The sequence below is a fragment of the Paraflavitalea sp. CAU 1676 genome, from assembly GCF_029223285.1.
Taxonomy (GTDB): Bacteria; Bacteroidota; Bacteroidia; order Chitinophagales; family Chitinophagaceae; genus Paraflavitalea.
In genome coordinates this window covers 17,154-38,069 of the sequence record NZ_JARHUJ010000009.1, presented here as the reverse complement: position 1 = coordinate 38,069, position 20,916 = coordinate 17,154, and the positions used below count along the sequence as shown (strand labels likewise).

Below are 20,916 nucleotides of genomic sequence, written 5' to 3'. Positions count from 1 at the left end.
TATAGTTTAGTATTGTTAGTCTTAGTTTTTCTGTCCAATTACTTTACCTGCGCAGGAACTTTCTTCGCCTGCAACACTTTCTTGTAGTCTGAAGGGAATACTTTCACGAAGTTCTTCTGTTGATTTTCGAAATCATCCAATACGAACTTGGCTACTGTACTGCCTGTATACGCAAAGTGCTTCATGATCATATCCTGCAGCACTTTTGCATCTTCAGCATCTACGGGATCGAGGTCGACCATTTCCTTGTTGCAACGATCGGCGAACTGGCCCTTCACGTCATATACGTAGGCAATACCACCGCTCATACCGGCTGCAAAGTTGCGGCCTGTTTCACCGAGGATAACCACCGTACCACCGGTCATGTATTCACAACCATGGTCGCCGGTTCCTTCGGTAACCACCTTCGCACCTGAGTTACGCACGCAGAAGCGTTCGCCGGCTTTACCGCGGATGTAGGCTTCACCGGATGTGGCGCCATAGAAGGCCACGTTACCGATGATGATGTTTTCCTCAGGCACATAAGAAGCCTGCTTGGGCGGATACACGATGAGTTTAGCACCACTCAAGCCTTTGCCGAAGTAGTCGTTTGCATCTCCTTCGAGTTCGAGGGTAACGCCATTCGTATTGAACGCTCCAAAACTCTGACCGGCTGTACCGGTAAGGTTGAAGTGAATGGTATCATCGGGCAGTCCGGCCGCCTTGTATTTCTTGGTAATCTCGTTGGACAGAATAGTACCCAGGGTTCTGTCGGTATTCTTCACCGCAAAGGAAGCAGCAACGCGCTCCTGCTTTTCGATGGCGGGTTTGGCTGCTTCGAGCAACTGCCAGTCGAGCACCGCATCCAATGCATGATCCTGCTGCTCCTGGTTGTATAACCCGGTGTAGAGGGATGCAGGCTCTTTGTACAATACTGGTGAAAGATCGAGCTTGCTGTATTTCCAATGCTTGATATCGTCTCTCATTTCGAGCGTATCGACCTGACCGATCATTTCATTAACAGTCTTGAATCCGAGTTCGGCCATGATCTCGCGCAGGTCCTGCGTAATGTATTTGAAGAAGTTAACCACGTGGTCGGCATCACCCGAGAAGCGCTTGCGCAGTTCAGGGTCCTGAGTTGCCACACCTACCGGGCAGGTATTGAGGTGACACTTACGCATCATGATACAACCTTCTACCACGAGAGCTGCAGTTGCAACACCCCATTCTTCGGCACCGAGTAAAGCTGCTATCGCGATGTCCTTACCAGTCTTCATCTGACCGTCGGCCTGCAATACGATACGGCTGCGGAGCTTATTCTTCACCAGGGTCTGGTGTGCTTCTGCAAGACCCAGTTCCCAGGGCAAACCGGCATGCTTGATCGAGCTGATGGGAGATGCACCGGTTCCACCATCGAAACCGGAGATCAATACCACATCGGCCTTGGCTTTCGCCACACCGGCAGCGATGGTACCAACACCTGCTTTAGACACCAGCTTCACGTTGATGCGGGCTGCACGGTTGGCATTCTTCAGGTCGAAGATCAATTGTGCCAGGTCTTCGATCGAATAAATATCGTGGTGGGGAGGCGGAGAGATAAGACCTACACCGGGGGTGGAGTGCCTTGTCTTTCCGATCCAATCGTCTACTTTATGACCGGGCAGCTGACCACCTTCGCCAGGCTTGGCTCCCTGCGCCATCTTGATCTGCAGCTCGTCGGCTTCAGTAAGGTAGTAGCTGGTTACGCCGAAACGAGCAGAAGCTACCTGCTTGATGGAACTGCGCATAGTGTCGCCGTTTGCCATCTTTTCGTAACGTCTTTCATCTTCACCACCCTCACCGGTATTGCTTTTACCACCGAGGCGGTTCATGGCAATAGCCAGTGTGGTATGCGCTTCCCAGGAGATTGACCCGAAGGACATAGCTCCCGTAGCAAACCTTTTATAGATATTTTCTGCTGGTTCTACCTCATCGATGGAGATAGCGGGTCTGTTGCGTTTGAAACGGAACAAACTTCTCAACGTGCAGGCTTTTTCGCCCTGGTCGTTGACCAGCTTCGTGTATTTCTTAAATGTGTTGTAATCGCCCATCCGCGTCGAATACTGCAGCAGGTGGATGGTTTGCGGATTGAACAGGTGGAATTCACCTTTGCGCTTCCACTGATATACACCACCAACCGGCAGGCGGTTAACGGGTACATCTTTGCGGGCGAAGGCAAACTGGTGCTTGGCCAGTGTTTCCTTGGCGATCTCATCGAGGCCCATGCCTTCAATACGGGAGGTGGCGCCGGTGAAGTACTTGTCCACCACATCTTTGTTGAGGCCGATGATCTCGAGGATCTGCGCACCCTGGTAAGATTGCAGGGTGGAGATACCCATTTTCGAGAACACTTTCAGCAATCCTTCGTTCACCGCCTTGATGTAGTTCTTCTTCAGGTAATCTACTTCAAGCGCCGTTTCCAGCTTACCAGTCAGCTTCATGTCGCGGATCGACGACAGGGCGAGGTAAGGGTTGATTGCTGTGGCGCCAAAGGCGAGCAAACAAGCGAAATGGTGCACTTCCCAGATATCACCCGCTTCCACAACGATGCCTACCTGACCACGCAATCCTTTACGGATGAGGTGGTGGTGTACAGCGGCGGTGGCGAGGAGTGATGGGATGGGTGCGTGATCGGAGTCGACGGCCCTGTCTTGCAGGATGAGCACTTCAAATCCATCGACGGCCGCATCTACCGCATAGCGGCATATACGATCGAGCGCTGCTTTGAGGGATCCCGGCTTGCCATCCGCACGGAAATAACACTGAAGTGTTTTGGCCTGGAAGATACCCGTATCGATGCTACGGATGCTTTCCAGCTCGTGGTTGGTGAGTACCGGGTGTTTTAGTGCCACGGTGTGGCAGCTCAGCGGATCTTCTTCGAGCAGGTTGCCATTGTTACCAACGAAAGTTGCCAGCGACATCACCATTCTTTCACGAATAGGGTCGATGGGCGGGTTGGTAACCTGGGCAAACAGCTGTTTGAAATAACTGCTGAGGTGCTGTGGCTGATCGCTCAAAACAGCGAGCGGCGTGTCGGTTCCCATAGATCCTATCGGCTCTTTGCCGTCGAGGGCCATGGGGGCAATAATCGTATCGAGGTCTTCTGTGGAATAGCCGAATGCTTTCTGGTATTTGAACACCTGATCATGCTCGAGGTGGGTGAACATAACCCTTGGTTCGGGCAGTTCATTGAGCCTGATCTTGTATTTATTAAGCCATTCTGCATAGGGCTTTTGAGAACAAATGTTGCGTTTCAATTCACCATCACTGATGATGCGGCCCTGCTCCATATCCACGACAAACATTTTGCCGGGCTGCAGACGACCTTTTTCTTTGATCAGTGTGGGGTGAATAGGCAATACACCGGTTTCGGATGCCATGATCACACGATCGTCGGTGGTTACACAGTAACGGGAAGGACGCAAGCCGTTCCGGTCGAGTGTAGCGCCAATGATCTTACCGTCGGTGAAAGAGATAGAAGCCGGTCCATCCCAAGGTTCCATCATCGATGCGTGGAACTCATAGAAAGCCTTTTTCACCGGGTCCATATCCTCATTACCATCCCAGGCCTCAGGTATTAGCATCATCATTACATGGGGTAATGAGCGGCCTGTGAGGGCTAATAATTCTATTACATTGTCGAGGCAGGCAGAGTCGGACTGTCCTTCAAATACGATGGGCAGCAACATTTCCATTTCCTCTTTGGTAAAATAGGGAGAAGCAAATCCGGGTTCGCTGGTTTTGAGCCAGTTCAGGTTACCCTGCAGGGTGTTGATCTCACCATTGTGGGCAATGAAACGGAAAGGCTGGGCCAGCTTCCAGGAAGGGAACGTGTTGGTGGCAAAGCGGGAATGCACCAGGCCAAAGGCACTCACCACGCGCTTGTTGCTGAGGTCGGGGAAGTATCCACGCACCTGCATACTGGTGAGCTGTCCTTTATAAACAACAGTTTTATAAGACATAGAGGCGATGTAAAAGCCTATGCTGTCTTTCTTAACTGTATTGATAATTGTATGGCTGGCATAATTGCGCAGCAGGAACAATTTGCGCTCGAATTCATCAGGGTTGATAATATGGTCGGGACAGGCTATGAACACCTGCTCCATTTCGGGTTCAACGCTTAACGCAGTAGCCCCAATGCCATCAGGATTTACCGGCACCTTTCTGTAGGCTAGTATTTCCAGTCCCAGCTTTTCGGCTGTACGGTTAAAAATGTCACGGCACTCTTCGCGCAAGCGGATTTCGCGGGGGAAAAAGATGACCCCTACGCCATAACGGCCAAAAGGAGGCAACGGCACGCCCAGCTTGATACACTCATCGAAGAAGAATTCGTGCGGCGTTTGGATCATGATACCAGCCCCATCGCCCGTATTGCTTTCGCAACCGCAGGCTCCACGGTGTTCCATGTTCTCCAATACAGTAAGTGCGTCGGAAATGTGTTGATGAGATTTGTGGCCTTTGATGTTTGCTACGAATCCAATTCCACATGCATCGCGTTCAAAAGAGGGATGATAAAGACCCTGAAGACCCTGTTTGCTTGCCATGAAAAGAAGCTTTGATTTGAAAATTTTCAATAAAACCCACTATTCTCATAGGAATTTTCAATATGGCAGCAAGCAACGCTTTAAAAATACAATAAAAACAGGGAAAAACCGTAGATATATGCAATTATTTTCCACACTAACAGGTGTAAGTTCATTAAGAAAATGTTACCCAAATCTTAAATATTTATGATTTTGGGCAAATACCGGACATTCTTTCAAATTCCTAAGAGAAATATATGAATGTGCTGGCTCACGCTACTAAACAACGACACCATTTTTGGCATTTCAAGATACATTGAAATAAATACAATTTGACTAGGTAAGGGTAAAAAATTAAGGCTACCCCTTCAATTCATTAAAAAAAGTCGCCACTTCGATCCGAAGTGGCGACTTTTCATCCTTAAATTCTACTTCTACTTGTTATAGGAATGTGAAAACTGAACGGCCAGGCCGCCGGGAGCCCCCACCACCACGATGATCAAACCATTATTCCACTCCTTATTACCCACTTCCTGCACAAAAGGCAAAAATGCGGTACTGTTATTAATAAAGCGGTCGGAGGTATAGCAGCCACTGGTGCAATCCCAGATCTGCTCGGCCACTTTTGCATTGGCGCCCCCCGTAAGCCGGTTGTTCGCATACCGCTCAATATAGAAATGGTTCCATTTTGCTTCGCCCACCTCCACATCAAAATGAGGATTGGATGCATCGATGGGCACACTGACCGAGATCCCCTCCGCAACGTAACGAAAGAAAGCATAGGATTTCCAGGCATCGGTAATAGATCCTGTGGGTGCATTGAGCGTAATGCTGTTTTTGATACCACCCGTTGGAACAACAAATGCTTTCTCCTGCTTGTAACGGCGGCCACCACTCGCATTGAAGCGGGCAAAGACGTACATTTCGGCTGTCCAGCTACCGGCAGACAGGTCTTCTATATAAAAACTTAGTGTGCCGGCCTTTTTCTCAAAACGTTTAAAGGTCTGCTGCGCCGAGCCCGCCTTCTTCAATATTACAAATGCCGAGTCGACAAGGCTTTGATCGATGGACCCCGAAACAAACGAAACCACCAGTTCTTTGTCGCCCGTTTCTTCACCTGGTTTGTCCTTATCCTTCCTACAGGCAATAAGACCGAGAAGCATTATTCCTACGATCATTAGATTCTTTACCCCGTTAAAATAGGAGAAACCATTTCCGCGGCTGGTAGTTCCGGCGGTCACTACCGTTCCAATTGTTGCATTCATGACTATATTATTTATTATGGACTGTTGACAGCGAAATAAGACCAATCGTTGTTAAGGAAATGTGTCATGATATCAAAACCACATGAACATGTGAGGAGTAAACGGTTTTCCTTATATTTGGAATAGGTCAACGAATCTGCTACGATCTTCTTGCCATTCCTAACCAAAGCCCCTGCTATGCTTACGAACGAGCTATTGAATGGCTATTGCCCCGATGCTAATACCTGGGATGAAATGTATGCAACCGGCTCCGTACGCCAACAATACAGCGGCGTCGTCGACTTCCTCCAACACCTGAGCGTGGAGGAGCTCGGCAAAAAAGAAGAACAGGCCAAGCGACTGTTCATGACCCAGGGCATCACCTTCACCGTATATAATAGTGGAGAAGGCATTGAAAAGATCTTCCCCTTCGATATCATTCCCCGCATTATCACCGCTTCCGAATGGGGCTATATCGAAAAAGGCATCCAGCAACGGTTAAAAGCCCTCAACCTGTTCCTGAAGGATATTTACCACGAGCAGTTCATCATCAAGGACGGATTGGTTCCGCTCTCCATTATATATAGCTGCCCGCACTTTCTGCGCGAAATGGTGCGCTTTCCTGTTCCCTATGATATATATGTACATATCGCCGGCATCGATTTGATCAGGGACAATGACGGCACCTTTTATGTGTTGGAAGATAACCTGCGTACGCCCAGTGGGGTAAGTTATATGCTGGAGAACCGCGAGATCACCAAGCGGATCTTCCCCGACCTGCTGCCGCTGATGAACGTACGCAGCGTGATGGAGTATCCCAATATTCTCCACAAGAACCTCGTATCACTGGCGCCCCGGCAAAACAGCAACCCTACCGTGGTGCTGCTGTCGCCAGGTATCTATAATTCTGCTTACTTTGAACATACTACACTCGCCCGTATGATGGGCATCGAACTGGTGGAAGGGCGCGACCTCGTAGTCGACAACCACCGGGTGTATATGAAAACAACAGCCGGCCTGCAGCAGGTAGATGTGATTTATCGTCGCGTGGACGATGAATTCCTGGATCCGCTTGTCTTCAATGCCACCAGCGCCCTCGGCGTTTCGGGCATCATGAGCGCCTACCGCAAGGGCAATGTGGCCATCGTCAATGCAGTTGGCAACGGCGTAGCCGACGACAAAGCGATCTATTCTTATGTACCGGCCATGATAAGGTACTACCTAAACGAGGAACCACTCTTAAAGAATGTACCTACCTACCAACTGGGCAATGTGGAAGAGCAGGAATATGTCTTCAAGAATATGAACAAGATGGTTATTAAGAAGACCAATGAAAGCGGCGGCTATGGTATGCTGATGGGTCACAGTGCATCCGACAAGGAGATCAATGATTTTCAGACGGCCATCCTCAAAGACCCACGGCAGTTCATCGCCCAGCCAACCATCAGTTTATCTTCCGCCCCTTGCTATATGAATGGCAAGCTCCAACCACGCCGGGTCGATCTGCGGCCTTATGCTTTGTGCGGCCCCAATGGCATTCGCATTGTACCGGGAGGATTGACGCGGGTAGCGCTGCGCGAAGGCTCCCTGGTCGTGAATTCCTCGCAGGGAGGGGGCAGTAAAGATACCTGGGTACTGGCTGTATAGTTGGGTCGCCTGCACCACAAGTAGTACCACCCAATGCTAATGATCTTTGTTAACCGCTAATTTACTTTCATGCTTAGTAGAGTTGCCGATAGCTTATTCTGGATGAACCGGTATATGGAAAGGACCGATGGCATATTACGGATGCTTAAAACCAATTACGCCCTTTCACAAGACGAGCTTCAATATTTTTCCTGGCAGCCTGTATTAAAGATCTTTACCTATCTATCGGAAGAGGAAGCTGCAGCCATTGCCTGCCAGGGGCGAACCGTACTACAATATATGGTGTCGGATAAAGAGAACCCAAATTCTGTATTGAACATTGTAACGCAGGCGCGGGAGAATGCGCGCAGTGTACAGGATCATACTACCAAGGAGCTCTGGCAATGTCTCAATGACTTCTATCATACCGTACGCGATGAGCAATTGCTTGAGTGGCTTTACAAGGAAGACCCTATTACCGCACTCGATATTTTGATCAAGCAGGGCCTGTTGTTCTATGGCACGTCGGATATAACGATGGCCAGGGGCGAAGGATACTCCTTTATGAATATCGGCCGCTTCCTGGAACGGGCCATCCAAAGCGCCGATATCCTCGATGTAAAGTTCAGCGACAGCAAATTCGATTTCTCCAACGTGACCGATACGACCTACTGGAGATACTTATTGCTGTCCATCTCCGGTTATGAACTTTATCTCCGGAATTATTCGGGCGGATTTGAGGCCCGCCGGGTGGTTGAACAGATTGTACTCAACAACCATTTTCCCCGGTCGGTCATGTACTCCATAGACCAGATGAGCCGCTACTTTGAAAGACTTAAGAGCGAACAAACCACTTCTGCCTATAATAGTATCGATTTCATGATCGGCAGGGTAAAAAGCCGGGTGCGCTATTCTACCCCCGAATCCATTATGCAACAGGGGCTGCACGAGTTCCTGACTGGCGTGAAGAACGACCTTTACGCCATCGGCACAGCACTCAGTCAACACTATTTTGCGTATACCTGATCAGCACAAGGCAGCCCTATTTAACAGGCGACCCATTCCAAATCTTTTTGAACTTTATCCCCTATTTAACAGCTATTTTTGACCCACGCATCTTTAGAAAACAGCTTGTAGTTCATGCCAAAATTTAAGATTCATCATATAACCCGGTACTGCTATGAAGTGCCGGTGGTGGACAGCGCCAACCAGATCATGTTATTCCCGCTTGAAGATGATTGTCAGGATGTATTGAGACATGAACTGATCATCACCGGTGAGCCGGTCATTGACCTGTACCTGGATTATTATGGCAACAAGGTTGGTTCTTTCATGTACACACCTTCTCACAAAGAGCTGGTGATCGATGCCAGGATGGAGATCGTAACCCATAAACGGGAACTGCCTGCCGACAATACTCCTAAGGAAGAGCAATGGAGCAACCTGTTGTCACTGACCTATCAAATACCCTATATCGATTTCCTGAAGCAGGAAAAATTCAATGCACTGCCTGAAGTGCAGGCTATAGCCAATGCGGCGGAAAGCAGGCAGGTATCGGTACTGGAAGCGGCCAACCTATTGAATGATTATGTCTACAAGAATTTCAAGTACATACAAGGCGTTACCTCTGTAGAAACAACGCTCGATGAGATCTGGCAACTGAAGGCCGGCGTTTGCCAGGACTTTGCCCATATCCTGCTGGCCATGTTGCGCATGATCGACATCCCCGCCCGTTATGTAAGCGGCTATGTTTGCCCAAATAGAAATGGCATGCGCGGTGAAGGCGCCACCCATGCCTGGGTAGAGGCCTATATCCCTTTTTATGGATGGCTGGGCTTTGACCCCACCAACAATTGCATCGCCAATGAACTGCACGTTCGGCTGGCCGTGGGAAGAAGCTTTTCCGATTGTTCTCCGGTAAAAGGAACCTATAAGGGAACTGCCAACCACCGTCTCGATGTGGGAGTTTCTGTTTCGTACGAAGACGGAATCACCCAAAACGATACTGCCACCATACTTACACCGCAACCTGCAGCCCCCACCAATGGGCAGCCCCAAAATAGCTGGCGGCAGCATATGGAAATGATACAACAACAGCAACAACAACAGCAATAACGACATTACACAAAACAACCAACTCAACTGCTTGCACAAATGAAAATGCCCGGGCTTCTTAAGCACCGGGCAACTTTTTTTATGGAGTTTTTCTGTTGGGAGCGCTTACCCGCCAAACAGGTTATAGCTGCACACTCTTACACCAGGTACCCAAACAGGTTATCGTCCTTATTGAGCTCTGTATAATTGATGTTGTAATTCTTCATATTGGTTATCAGTACCTCATAGTCTTCCCGCGACTGCAGCTCCACCCCTACCAGTGCAGGGCCTTTTTCCTTGTTGTGCTTTTGCATGTACTCGAATCGGGTGATATCATCATTGGGACCCAGTACATGATTTACAAATTCTTTGAGGGCGCCCGGCCTTTGTGCAAAGCGCACCAGGAAATAATGTTTTAACCCTTCGTACTGCAGGCTGCGTTCTTTGATCTCCTGCATACGATCGATATCATTATTACTGCCGCTTACCACGCAAACAACGGTCTTGCCTTTGATCTCTTCGGCGTATTGATCAAGGGCTGCAATAGACAGCGCACCCGCAGGCTCTACAACAATTGCATCCTCATTGTATAATTTCAGGATCGTTGAACAGATCTTTCCTTCCGGAACCAGTTGCATATCATCCAGCACTTCGCGACAAATGGAGAAGGTGATGTCTCCTACCCTTTTCACAGCGGCGCCGTCTACAAAACGTTCAATATTATCGAGGGTAACGGGGTGCCCCGCCTCGAGTGCCTTCTTCATAGAAGGTGCGCCCTCGGGCTCCAGGCCAATGATCTTGGTACGGGGAGAATAAGTTTTGAAATAAGACCCGATACCGGCAGAAAGACCTCCGCCGCCTACGGGAATAAATATGTAGTCAATGTCGGACTGCTCTTCGAGGATCTCTACAGCCACTGTTGCCTGCCCTTCGATGATCTTGAGGTCATCGAACGGAGGGATAAAGGTCATGCCATTTTTTTCGGTGAATGCTTTGGCAGCAACTGCACAATCATCGAAGGTATCTCCTACGAGTACTACTTCGATGAGGTCATCACCAAACATTTTTGTCTGCTTTACTTTCTGGTTGGGTGTAATGATCGGCATAAACACCACCCCTTTCACCCCCAGCTTTTTGCAGGAATAGGCAAATCCCTGCGCATGGTTACCGGCACTCGCACACACCACGCCTTTCTGCAGTTGCTCAACGGGCAGACTGCTCATCATATTAAAGGCGCCGCGCAATTTGTAGGAACGAACCACCTGAAGATCTTCCCGCTTGAGGTAAACATTACAATGGTATTTGCGGGAGAGGTTGACGTTGAGCATTAAAGGGGTCTTGTTGACCACCTTCTTAAGCCGGAGGGCTGCTTTGTGAAATTCCAGTTCAGTAGTATGGGGCACAGGTAAACTCATGATACTTTTGGTGATTTGCAGAGGTGTGCAGAGACACAAAGGCGCAAAGAGAAACAGATGAACTTTGCGCCTTCGGTGTCTTGCAGTAATATTAGTGGGCTGCGCCAGCGGCTTGCTTAGCAGGTGCTGCCTGATTTTCAGGACGCAGACTTCTTACAGTCTTACCAGCTTGCCACATTTCGCTTTCGCGGAGTTCTTTCAGCTCCAGTTCCAGCTTCTCACGGTAATCGGCCTGGCTGTTGGAATCGATAGAACGTTGGCTTTCCTTACCGGTAGCAACACTTTCATACAATTCTGTGAATACAGGCAATGTAGCGTCACGGAACTTCTTCCACCAGTCGAGCGCACCGCGCTGGGCAGTAGTAGAACAGTTGGCATACATCCAGTCCATACCGTTTTCGGCTACCAGTGGCATCAGCGACTGAGTCAGCTCTTCTACGGTTTCGTTGAATGCTTCAGAAGGAGTATGTCCTTTCTTGCGCAGTACTTCGTACTGAGCAGCGAAGATACCCTGGATAGCACCCATCAAAGTTCCTCTTTCGCCAGTGAGGTCAGAGTATACTTCTTTCTTGAAATCGGTTTCGAACAGGTAACCGCTACCTACGGCAATACCGAGGGCAACAACTCTTTCCTTTGCCTTACCGGTTGCATCCTGGAAGATAGCGTAGCTGCTGTTCAGGCCACGACCTTGCAGGAACATACGGCGCAGTGAAGTACCCGAACCTTTGGGGGCAACCAGGAACACGTCCACATCCTTTGGAGGAACGATGCCAGTTTGCTCGTTGAAGGTGATACCAAAGCCATGAGAGAAATACAGGGCTTTACCAGGTGTCAGGTGTTTTTGTACAGTGGGCCACAGTTGGATCTGGGCAGCATCGCTCAGCAGGTAACAGATGATGGTACCGCGTTGCAGCGCTTCTTCTATTTCGAACAAAGTTTCGCCGGGAACGAAGCCGTCGCGTACTGCTTTATCCCAGGTCTTGGAGTTCTTACGCTGACCAACGATCACGTTGATACCGTTATCTTTTTGGTTCAGTGCCTGACCAGGACCTTGAACGCCGTAGCCGATTACTGCTACAGTTTCGTTTTTCAATACAGCTTGCGCTTTGGCCAGTGGGAACTCTTCACGGGTTACTACGTTTTCTTCCACACCGCCGAAATTTAACTTTGCCATCTTGTAATGTTTATGGTTTTTAGTTTTTTGTTTGCTGTTGGGTGACCAACGGGTTCTACTATATGATTGTTGAGGATTGACTACATGGTGAATACTTCATCCTGCTTATCCAGGAATTCATTCTCGATCACTTCTTCGCTGGGCTCGGCCTGCTCGAACTCCTTCAGCTTTTCGTGAAAGCCACTGCTCGCTTTGATGATCGCTACCCGGCCGCTACGAACGAACTCGATCAGTCCATATGGCTCCAGTACCGCGATCAGCTTATCGGTTTCTTCACGCTGACCAGTTGTTTCAAATACGGTGTAATCTTTACGGATCACTACCGCACGGGCGCCATATTCACGCAGCAACCTTTCTACCTTCACCTTTTCGGCGATGGTATCAGTAGGCACTTTGTACATGGCCAGTTCCTGCCAAACGATCTCTTCGTTGGTATTGTAATATGCTTTCAACACCTCCACCTGCTTTTCGATCTGGCGGGCGAGTTTCCTTACAACGTCTTCCGTTTCGTGGATCACGATGGTGAAGCGGTGTATGCCTTCCACTTCGCTGGGAGAAGTATTCAGGCTTTCAATATTGATCTTGCGGCGTGAGAACATGATGGCGATGCGGTTCAGCAAACCGATCTGGTTCTCCGTATATACCGTTACTGTAAATTCCTGTTTTGACATCACTGTGTGTTTTTGATTGAGTGGCGGACCTACGGCTTAAAATAACGGCCGTTATCCGGTTTGTCCATTTTATTTCAGCCTGATCTCTGCTACGCTGGAACCCTGGGGCACCATCGGGAATACGTTGTTTTCTTTTCCAACCATCACCTCGAGCAGGAAGGCTCCTTTGTGATCGAGCATTTGCTTTACAGCGGCCTGCAGGTCTTTCCTTTCGGAAACACTGTTGCCGGCAATGCCATATCCTTTGGCTACCTGTACAAAATCGGGGCTGGTAATGTCAACGAACGAATAACGTTTGTCGTGGAAGAGCTGCTGCCACTGACGCACCATGCCCAGGAACTGGTTGTTGAGAATGAGGATCTTTACATCTACTTCACTTTGCATGATGGTACCCAATTCCTGGAGGGTCATCTGGAAACCACCATCGCCGATAACGGCTATTACAGTACGGTCGGGAGCTCCGAATTTGGCGCCGATAGCAGCGGGCAATGCAAAGCCCATGGTACCGAGACCACCGGAGGTAATGTTGCTTCTTGATTTGGTGAACTTCGCGTAGCGGCAGGCTACCATCTGGTGCTGACCTACGTCGGTAACGATAACATGATCGCCACCGGTGTATTCATTGATCACCCGGATCACCTCACCCATGGTCAGTTGCTCGGACGAAGGGTTGAGCTCTGGTTGTATACAGGCCTCTTCTTCCTGTTGCTGGAAGTCGCGGAAACGCTGCAACCACTGCGGGTATACTTTCTGCTCGATCAGCTGGGTGAGCAAAGGCAGGGTGTCCTTACAATCGCCCCAAACAGGTACGGCCGACTTTACGTTCTTGTCGATCTCAGCCGGGTCGATATCGAGGTGAATCACCTTCGCCTGCTTAGCATATTTATCGAGCCTGCCGGTAACGCGGTCATCGAAACGCATACCAACAGCGATGAGTACATCACATTCGTTGGTCAATACGTTCGGTCCATAGTTACCATGCATACCCAACATACCTACCGCCAGGGGGTGATCGGTTTGAAGGGCACTTTCGCCCATGATCGTCCAGGCTGTAGGGATACCAGCTTTTTCAATGAACTTCTTAAACTCATTTTCTGCATTCCCGAGAATTACGCCCTGACCGAAGATCACGAATGGTTTTTCCGCTTCATTGATCAGCTTCGCAGCCTGCTCAACGTATTCTTTACGCACGTTGGGCTTGGGGCGATAGCTGCGGATATGGTTACATTTCTCATAACCGGAATAATCGAACTTCTGCAGCTGGGCATTCTTGGTAATATCGATCAATACAGGGCCGGGCCTTCCGCTCCTGGCGATGTAAAAAGCTTTCGCGAGCACAGCCGGTATCTCGGTGGCATCCGTTACCTGGTAGTTCCATTTGGTAACCGGGGTAGTGATGTTGATCACATCGGTTTCCTGGAAGGCATCGGTACCCAGCAGATGAGCAAATACCTGGCCAGTGATGGCTACGAGTGGGGTACTATCAATCATGGCGTCTGCCAGTCCGGTCACCAGGTTGGTAGCACCAGGACCGCTGGTTGCGAAAACCACACCCGTGCGGCCCGAGGTACGGGCATATCCCTGCGCAGCATGAATACCACCCTGCTCATGACGGACCAGTATGTGTTTCAGTTTTGTCTGGTAATCATACAACGCATCATAGATCGGCATGATGGCGCCGCCGGGATAACCAAAAATGGTTTCCACGCCCTCGGCCAGGAAAGCTTCCAGCACCGCCTCAGAACCACTGAGGTTGGTTGCGTTGCTCTGGGCCAGGATCTTTTTGGGCGCCACTTCGATTGTACTGCTCATATAAGTTCGTTTAAGATTCTTGTTATAATGGTCAATGTGTGTTCCGCTTTATATTGCTATGGCGAAACGATGTTTATAGTTTAGTTCTCATCGGTTACGCATCCTTCAGAAGCATCCTTTACGCTCTTCGCGTATTTGTACAGGAGCCCTTTGGTTACTTTCAGAGCTGGTTGCTGCCACTTGGCTTTGCGCTCTGCCAGTATATTGTCAGCCACTTTCAACTGAATGGTGTTTTTAGTGGCATCCAGTTCAATAACGTCACCATCCTGCACGTGAGCGATCAAACCGCCTTCGTATGCTTCGGGAGTAATATGCCCCACGACGAAACCGTGGGTACCGCCACTGAACCGACCGTCGGTGATCAGCGCGATGCTTTTACCCAAACCAGCACCGATGATGGCAGAGGTTGGCTTCAGCATCTCGGGCATACCGGGCGCTCCCTTGGGGCCTACATTACGGATCACGACTACATCACCGGCCTTGATCTTACCGGAGTTGATACCTGCAATGAGTTCGAACTCTCCGTCGAATACACGGGCGGGGCCTTCGAAACGTTCGCCTTCTTTACCACTGATCTTGGCTACGCTGCCTTTTTCGGCGAGGTTACCATACAGGATCTGCAGGTGACCGGTAGCTTTGATCGGTGTTTCGAGGGGCAGGATGATCTTTTGCTGATCGAAGTCGAGGTCTTTCGCTGCTTCGAGGTTTTCTGCCAGCGTTTTACCGGTTACGGTAAGGCAATCGCCATGCAGCAATCCTTTCTTCAACAGGTATTTCATTACAGCAGGGATGCCGCCATACTGGTGCAGGTCCTGCATCAGGTATTTACCGCTGGGCTTGAAGTCGGCCAGCACAGGTATCCTGTTGCTGATGGCCTGGAAGTCATCCTGCGTGAGCGGTACATCTACACTCTTCGCCATCGCGATGAGATGCAGTACCGCATTGGTGCTTCCGCCGAGGATCATGATGGTAACGATGGCATTTTCAAATGCCTTCTTCGTCATGATGTCGCGCGGCTTGATATCTTTTTCGAGCAGCAGGCGGATCGCTCTGCCAGCTTCGAGACATTCTTTTTGTTTTTCTTCGCTGAGGGCGGGGTTGGAAGAAGAGTACGGCAAGCTCATACCCAAGGCTTCAATAGCAGAAGCCATAGTGTTGGCTGTATACATACCACCGCAGGCGCCAGCGCCGGGGCAGGAATGCTTTACGATGCCTTTGAAGTCTTCATCCGAAAGATTGCCGGCAATCTTCTGACCGAGTGCTTCAAAAGAAGAAACGATGTTCAGATCCTGTCCTTTGTAGTGACCGGGGGCAATCGTACCACCGTACACCATGATCGCAGGACGGTTAAGGCGGCCCATAGCGATCACCGAGCCGGGCATGTTCTTATCGCAACCGGGCAGGGCAATTACGCCATCATAATATTGTGCACCACAAACGGCTTCGATAGAGTCCGCGATGATATCGCGACTTACCAGCGAGTAACGCATACCATCAGTACCATTGCTCATACCGTCGCTTACGCCAATGGTGTTAAAGATCAGTCCAACGAGGTCATTATCCCATACACCCTGCTTTACGATCTTAGCCAGATCGTTGAGGTGCATGTTACAGGTGTTACCATCATATCCCATGCTCACGACACCTACCTGTGCTTTTTTCAGGTCTTCATCGGTAAGCCCGATCCCGTATAGCATGGCCTGTGCAGCAGGCTGTGTCACATCCTGCGTAATCGTCTTCGAATACTTGTTTAACTCTTTCATACTGATCCTTGAATGAACTATAGTTTAATTGTTTTGTGCTTCTTATCTGCCTGCAATCGCCTCTCTGCTCTTCAATCCCTTGCCTCCATCGAGTCGTTCGTGAGCCAGGTCTTGTTCAGTTACCCGGTCCTTATAGGCCTGTTGCAAAACTTTACCCAGGCTTTTGTTCCAATCGAGCGGGAATTTCGTCTCATCGATAGATTCCCATCCGATCACTTCTGCAGCTGTACCACAGAAGAAAGCGGAATCGGCTTGTTTCAGGTCTTCGATGGTGGACTGCTTTTCTTCTACCGCAATGTGCAATTCCTTACACAGTTCGATGATCGTTGCCCTGGTGATACCCGGTAATATATTGCCGAGTGCCGGAGTATACAGCTTGCCATCTTTTTCATAGAACATATTGGCGCCGGGACCTTCTGCTATGAAGCCGTTCATATCCGTCAGCAGCGCTTCATCGTATCCTTTTGCTTTGGCATCCTGACTGGCCAGGATCGAGTTCACATAGTGACCGCAGGCTTTGGCTTCGATCTTAAAGCCCGCAGGGTTGGGACGTTGAAAAGGCGACACCATTACACGCAGCAACTTATCACCCAGGAACTTGCCCATCTCCCATACTTCGATCACGATATGCGATTCGGCATTGAGGTTGAAGCTCATGTTTGCCGGTCCGTACACCAGTGGCCTGATGTATGCATCCTGGAGGTTGTTGCGTTGCAACACCTCATAGGTAGCATTGATGAGGTCCACATCGTGCCAGGAATAAGGCATATTGAGCGCTTCGGCCGATTTGCGAAGACGGTCATAATGCTCCCATGCTTTAAAGATCTTCGTGTTGCCATCGACCGTTCTGTACGATCGGATGCCTTCAAATACACCTAAGCCGTAATGCAAGGTTTGTCCGTATAGGTCAACCTTTGCCTCTGATGCTTTTACATACTTCCCATTGAGATAGACAATGGTGTTCTCATTGTAATAGGATGCCATAATTCATTAATTTTTGTAAGGACAGCGGGTTTAAAACAAAAAAGAAACCCGCCTCTTTGGGAGGCGGGTCGCTTAGTATTTTTAACTTATTAAATTATACGTTAAACACCACCTCCGTTTGCAGCAGGAATAATAATGACCACGACCACCACAATAATTATTGCGGCTACGACAGTGATGACATTACTTGTTCTGCTTTTAAACATATGAGGAATGATGCACTGCGAATATACACCCCCTGTTTCAAAAAAAGAACTACAGCAAGCAACTTTATTTTGTGTACCTGGCTACTGCACTCATTATTATTATACAGCACCAGCTTTGCAACACTTCACTTTATTGAATGATCACCAGGCAGTTCTCCTAGATGATCGTCGACTTTCTCAACTCGATATTGGCCTTGTTCACTCCATCCGGTATTCTGTTCGCTACATAGTCACAGATCAACTCACCGATCGTGGAAGTGAAATAGAAATTAATAGGATCGATGTCCTTGGTAACAAATCCGTTCTGCAGTGTCCATTCAACGGCTTCCCGTACCAGGGCCGCTTCTTTGGTCATGCCTAGATAATCGAGTAACATGGCTGCAGACAGTATCGATCCCAATGGATTGGCAATATCCTTGCCAGCCGCCTGCGGATAAGAACCATGGATGGGCTCGAACAGCGCCGATCCGTTACCAACCGATGCAGAAGGCAGTAAACCCAGCGAACCGCTGATCACACTGGCCTCATCACTGATGATATCTCCAAACATATTCTCCGTGAGGATCACATCGAATTGCTTGGGGTTAAGGATGATCTGCATGGCAGCATTGTCTACAAACAGGAAGTCTACAGCAACGTCGGGATATTGGGCAGCTAATTCCTGAACTACTTTGCGCCAAAGCCTGGATGTTTCCAATACATTCGCCTTATCTACCAACGTAAGTTTTTTGCGGCGTTGCTGAGCCGACCTGAATGCAAGGTGCGATACCCTTTCGATCTCATCGCGGGTATACACACAATCGTCAGAGGCTCGGGTCTTTTCTTCGTTCACTTCTTTTTTACCGAAGTAGATACCACCGGTAAGTTCACGGAAGATCACAAAGTCGACCCCTTCAATATTCTTGGCTTTCAAGGGGGATAGGTGCTGCAAGGCAGGATACGTGGTTACGGGACGTATATTGGCAAACAATTGTAACGACTTGCGGATCTTCAGTAATCCCTGCTCGGGCCGCACTTTGGCCGAGGGATCGTTGTCGTATTTCGGATGACCGATGGCGCCAAACAGGATCGCGTCGCTGTTGAGGGCTGCTTCGATCGTTTCATCCGGTAAGGGATTGCCGGTTTTTTCGATCGCATCGGCTCCCATGAGGCAGTACTTGTAATGAAAGGTATGACCAAATTGTTCTCCGATGGCATTCATCACCTTGACCGACTGCCTGGTAACTTCCGGTCCGATGCCATCACCTTCAATTACAACAATATTTTTTTCCATGTAGTGTTTTGTTTTCGGGATTAGGATAACTGTTTAAGGGCGGGCCGTTTCAAAAGCCTCTATTTCATTGCGCATGCTCAACAGGTAGTCGATATCATCGTACCCATTCAGCAGGCAGGTCTTTTTATAACTGTTGATCTCAAAAGATTCCTGTGCGCCGGTAGCAACGATGGTGATCGTTTGTTGCTCCAGGTTCACTTCGATGGCAGTTTCCGGATCCCTGGCAACTGCTTCGAACAGTTGCGCCAGGAAGCTTTCGCTTACCTGTACGGGCAACAGAAAATTGTTCAGTGAGTTGTTGCGGAAGATGTCGGCAAAGAAACTGCTCACCACTACATCAAAACCTGCATCCTTAATGGCCCAGGCAGCATGTTCGCGCGAGGAGCCACAACCGAAATTGCGGGCAGCAACCATGATCTTACCCTTGTAAGCAGGGTTGTTCATCACGAAATCTTCCTTGGGCTGCTGTTCATCATCATTATTAAAGCGCCAGTCGCGAAAGAGGTTCTTGCCAAATCCATCACGGCTGGTAGCCTTGAGGAAGCGGGCAGGAATGATCTGATCGGTATCGATGTTCTCGATATTGACCGGAACGACCGTTGAATTAATAATGTTTATGCTCTTGCTCATGTTTATCATTTGAGCTGTGGGCTACATCGTCAGGATACTATCCCGGCGATACAGCCCTCAGCCTGCTTTATAAATAATCCCTTACATCTGCTATTTCGCCGGTGATGGCTGCCACAGCTGCCGTGAGCGGGCTGGCCAGCAGGGTCCTCGCGTTCTGCCCTTGTCTGCCTTCAAAATTCCGGTTGGAGGTAGAGATGCAATACTTACCGGCAGGTATCTTGTCTTCGTTCATCGCCAGGCAGGCCGAGCAGCCGGGTTGACGAAGCTGGAATCCTGCTTCTTCGAATACTTTATCGATGCCTTCGGCGATCGCCTGCTTTTCGACCTGTTTGGAACCGGGCACGATCCATACCTGTACGCCATCGGCTTTCTTACGGCCTTTCACGAAAGAGGCTACCAGGCGAAGGTCTTCGATGCGGCTGTTGGTACAGCTGCCTATAAATACATAATCCACTTTCTTTCCCTTGATCACGGTGCCGGGTTGCAGCCCCATATAGTTGAGCGATTTCAGGAAGGAAGGCTTTTCTTTTTCTTCTACTTCGTTTTCGGCGGGGATGCGTGCAGTAACGCCCATGCCCATGCCGGGATTGGTGCCGTAGGTGATCATCGGCTCAATGTCGGCGGCATTCAGGTTGATCTCTTTATCGAAGGTGGCGTCGGCATCGGAGTACAATTCTTTCCAGGCTGCGAGCTTTCTTTCCCACTTGGCAGCACCTGGTGCAAAGAGACGCCCTTTGATATAATCAAAGGTGATGTCGTCGGGAGCGATCATACCGCCACGGGCGCCCATTTCTATACTCATATTGCAAATGGTCATGCGGGCTTCCATGCTGAGGGCGCGGATGGCCGAACCGGCAAACTCGACAAAGTAACCGGTAGCACCGCTGGCAGATATCTGCGCGATGATATAGAGTATGATGTCTTTCGATACTACACCTTTATTCAATGACCCTTCCACGTTGATGCGCATGAGCTTTGGCTTGCTTTGCATCAGGCATTGGGTAGCCATTACCATTTCCACTTCGCTGGTGCCGATGCCGAAGGCAATGGAACCGAAGGCGCCGTGGGTAGAAGTGTGGCTATCGCCGCACACGATGGTCATGCCGGGTTGGGTAATGCCCAGTTCGGGCCCTATAACATGCACAATGCCCTGGAACGGGTGTCCAAGGCCATATAATTCGATGTCGTGTTTCTTACAATTTTCGATGAGTTGCTGCACCTGGTTGCGGGAGAGTTCATCTTTGATGGGGAGGTGCTGCTGGAGGGTGGGCACATTGTGATCGGCGGTGGCTACTACCTGTTGCGGACGGAGCACTTTCATTCCTCGCTGCTCGAGTCCCTTGAAGGCTTGCGGGCTGGTCACTTCATGGATAAAATGCTTATCGATATACAACACCGCAGGCCCGCCATCAATCTGCCTGACGACGTGCTTCTCCCAGATCTTATCGAATAATGTCTTTCCCATTTCTTTTTGTGCTTTTCC

14 protein-coding genes are annotated in these 20,916 nt (G+C 49.5%); 3 read left to right on the top strand and 11 right to left on the bottom strand.

All coding sequences use genetic code 11. From position 1 onward, the window contains the following. Positions 1–38 precede the first annotated feature (38 nt). Together gltB and P2H89_RS27325 are read right to left on the bottom strand one after the other, a co-directional pair. A complete protein-coding gene (gltB, locus tag P2H89_RS27330; protein ID WP_275833105.1) occupies positions 39–4,562 on the bottom strand; it encodes a glutamate synthase large subunit in 4,524 nt (1,507 codons plus the stop codon). 413 nt (positions 4,563–4,975) lie between these two features. After that, a complete protein-coding gene (locus P2H89_RS27325; RefSeq protein ID WP_275833103.1) occupies positions 4,976–5,806 on the bottom strand; it encodes a hypothetical protein in 831 nt (276 codons plus the stop codon). 177 nt (positions 5,807–5,983) lie between these two features. On the opposite strand from P2H89_RS27325, the gene P2H89_RS27320 reads away from it, so the two are divergent. The 3 genes from P2H89_RS27320 to P2H89_RS27310 all read left to right on the top strand — a co-directional run bounded on the left by P2H89_RS27320 (position 5,984) and on the right by P2H89_RS27310 (position 9,526). Beyond that, the gene (locus tag P2H89_RS27320) at positions 5,984–7,432 is read left to right on the top strand and encodes a circularly permuted type 2 ATP-grasp protein (RefSeq protein WP_275833101.1); all 1,449 of its coding nucleotides are present in this window, start codon (positions 5,984–5,986) and stop codon (positions 7,430–7,432) included. Positions 7,433–7,501: 69 nt separating this feature from the next. Then, positions 7,502–8,437 carry an alpha-E domain-containing protein gene (locus P2H89_RS27315; protein WP_275833099.1) on the top strand — a complete coding sequence of 312 codons (936 nt, stop codon included), beginning with the start codon at positions 7,502–7,504 and terminating at the stop codon, positions 8,435–8,437. Between the two features lie 114 nt (positions 8,438–8,551). Next, the gene (locus tag P2H89_RS27310; RefSeq protein ID WP_275833097.1) at positions 8,552–9,526 is read left to right on the top strand and encodes a transglutaminase family protein; all 975 of its coding nucleotides are present in this window, start codon (positions 8,552–8,554) and stop codon (positions 9,524–9,526) included. Positions 9,527–9,663: 137 nt separating this feature from the next. Here P2H89_RS27310 and ilvA read toward each other — a convergent pair whose 3' ends face one another. The 9 genes from ilvA to leuC form a co-directional block, all read right to left on the bottom strand. Next, positions 9,664–10,920 (bottom strand): threonine ammonia-lyase, encoded by a 1,257-nt coding sequence (gene ilvA, locus P2H89_RS27305; RefSeq protein WP_275833095.1) that lies wholly within the window; start codon positions 10,918–10,920, stop codon positions 9,664–9,666. A gap of 91 nt (positions 10,921–11,011) precedes the next feature. Next, complete coding sequence (gene ilvC, locus P2H89_RS27300) at positions 11,012–12,094, bottom strand: ketol-acid reductoisomerase (protein WP_275833093.1); 1,083 nt, start codon at positions 12,092–12,094, stop codon at positions 11,012–11,014. Positions 12,095–12,174: 80 nt separating this feature from the next. Then, positions 12,175–12,765: an acetolactate synthase small subunit gene (gene ilvN / locus P2H89_RS27295; protein WP_275833091.1), complete on the bottom strand. Its 591-nt coding sequence runs from the start codon at positions 12,763–12,765 to the stop codon at positions 12,175–12,177. Positions 12,766–12,834: 69 nt separating this feature from the next. Beyond that, on the bottom strand, positions 12,835–14,577 hold the full coding sequence (gene ilvB, locus P2H89_RS27290) for a biosynthetic-type acetolactate synthase large subunit (RefSeq protein WP_275833089.1): 1,743 nt from the start codon (positions 14,575–14,577) through the stop codon (positions 12,835–12,837). 80 nt (positions 14,578–14,657) lie between these two features. Next, complete coding sequence (ilvD, locus tag P2H89_RS27285; protein WP_275833087.1) at positions 14,658–16,340, bottom strand: dihydroxy-acid dehydratase; 1,683 nt, start codon at positions 16,338–16,340, stop codon at positions 14,658–14,660. Between the two features lie 42 nt (positions 16,341–16,382). Next, positions 16,383–17,324, bottom strand: coding sequence for a branched-chain amino acid transaminase (locus P2H89_RS27280; RefSeq protein WP_275833085.1), 942 nt, complete (start codon positions 17,322–17,324; stop codon positions 16,383–16,385). A gap of 363 nt (positions 17,325–17,687) precedes the next feature. Next, a complete protein-coding gene (gene leuB / locus P2H89_RS27275) occupies positions 17,688–18,803 on the bottom strand; it encodes a 3-isopropylmalate dehydrogenase (RefSeq protein WP_275833083.1) in 1,116 nt (371 codons plus the stop codon). Positions 18,804–18,836: 33 nt separating this feature from the next. After that, positions 18,837–19,433, bottom strand: coding sequence for a 3-isopropylmalate dehydratase small subunit (gene leuD, locus P2H89_RS27270; RefSeq protein ID WP_275833081.1), 597 nt, complete (start codon positions 19,431–19,433; stop codon positions 18,837–18,839). A gap of 67 nt (positions 19,434–19,500) precedes the next feature. After that, positions 19,501–20,898 (bottom strand): 3-isopropylmalate dehydratase large subunit, encoded by a 1,398-nt coding sequence (leuC, locus tag P2H89_RS27265; RefSeq protein WP_275833080.1) that lies wholly within the window; start codon positions 20,896–20,898, stop codon positions 19,501–19,503. Positions 20,899–20,916 lie beyond the last annotated feature (18 nt).

What these genes read in the sequence shown, in the direction of transcription:
- ilvD (WP_275833087.1), bottom strand. Translation starts at nt 16,340, where the DNA reads ATGAAAGAGTTAAACAAGTATTCGAAGACGATTACGCAGGATGTGACA.
- ilvN (WP_275833091.1), bottom strand. Translation starts at nt 12,765, where the DNA reads ATGTCAAAACAGGAATTTACAGTAACGGTATATACGGAGAACCAGATC.
- P2H89_RS27280 (WP_275833085.1), bottom strand. Translation starts at nt 17,324, where the DNA reads ATGGCATCCTATTACAATGAGAACACCATTGTCTATCTCAATGGGAAG.
- P2H89_RS27320 (WP_275833101.1), top strand. Translation starts at nt 5,984, where the DNA reads ATGCTTACGAACGAGCTATTGAATGGCTATTGCCCCGATGCTAATACC.
- leuC (WP_275833080.1), bottom strand. Translation starts at nt 20,898, where the DNA reads ATGGGAAAGACATTATTCGATAAGATCTGGGAGAAGCACGTCGTCAGG.
- P2H89_RS27310 (WP_275833097.1), top strand. Translation starts at nt 8,552, where the DNA reads ATGCCAAAATTTAAGATTCATCATATAACCCGGTACTGCTATGAAGTG.
- P2H89_RS27325 (WP_275833103.1), bottom strand. Translation starts at nt 5,806, where the DNA reads ATGAATGCAACAATTGGAACGGTAGTGACCGCCGGAACTACCAGCCGC.
- ilvA (WP_275833095.1), bottom strand. Translation starts at nt 10,920, where the DNA reads ATGAGTTTACCTGTGCCCCATACTACTGAACTGGAATTTCACAAAGCA.
- ilvC (WP_275833093.1), bottom strand. Translation starts at nt 12,094, where the DNA reads ATGGCAAAGTTAAATTTCGGCGGTGTGGAAGAAAACGTAGTAACCCGT.
- leuB (WP_275833083.1), bottom strand. Translation starts at nt 18,803, where the DNA reads ATGGAAAAAAATATTGTTGTAATTGAAGGTGATGGCATCGGACCGGAA.
- ilvB (WP_275833089.1), bottom strand. Translation starts at nt 14,577, where the DNA reads ATGAGCAGTACAATCGAAGTGGCGCCCAAAAAGATCCTGGCCCAGAGC.
- gltB (WP_275833105.1), bottom strand. Translation starts at nt 4,562, where the DNA reads ATGGCAAGCAAACAGGGTCTTCAGGGTCTTTATCATCCCTCTTTTGAA.
- leuD (WP_275833081.1), bottom strand. Translation starts at nt 19,433, where the DNA reads ATGAGCAAGAGCATAAACATTATTAATTCAACGGTCGTTCCGGTCAAT.
- P2H89_RS27315 (WP_275833099.1), top strand. Translation starts at nt 7,502, where the DNA reads ATGCTTAGTAGAGTTGCCGATAGCTTATTCTGGATGAACCGGTATATG.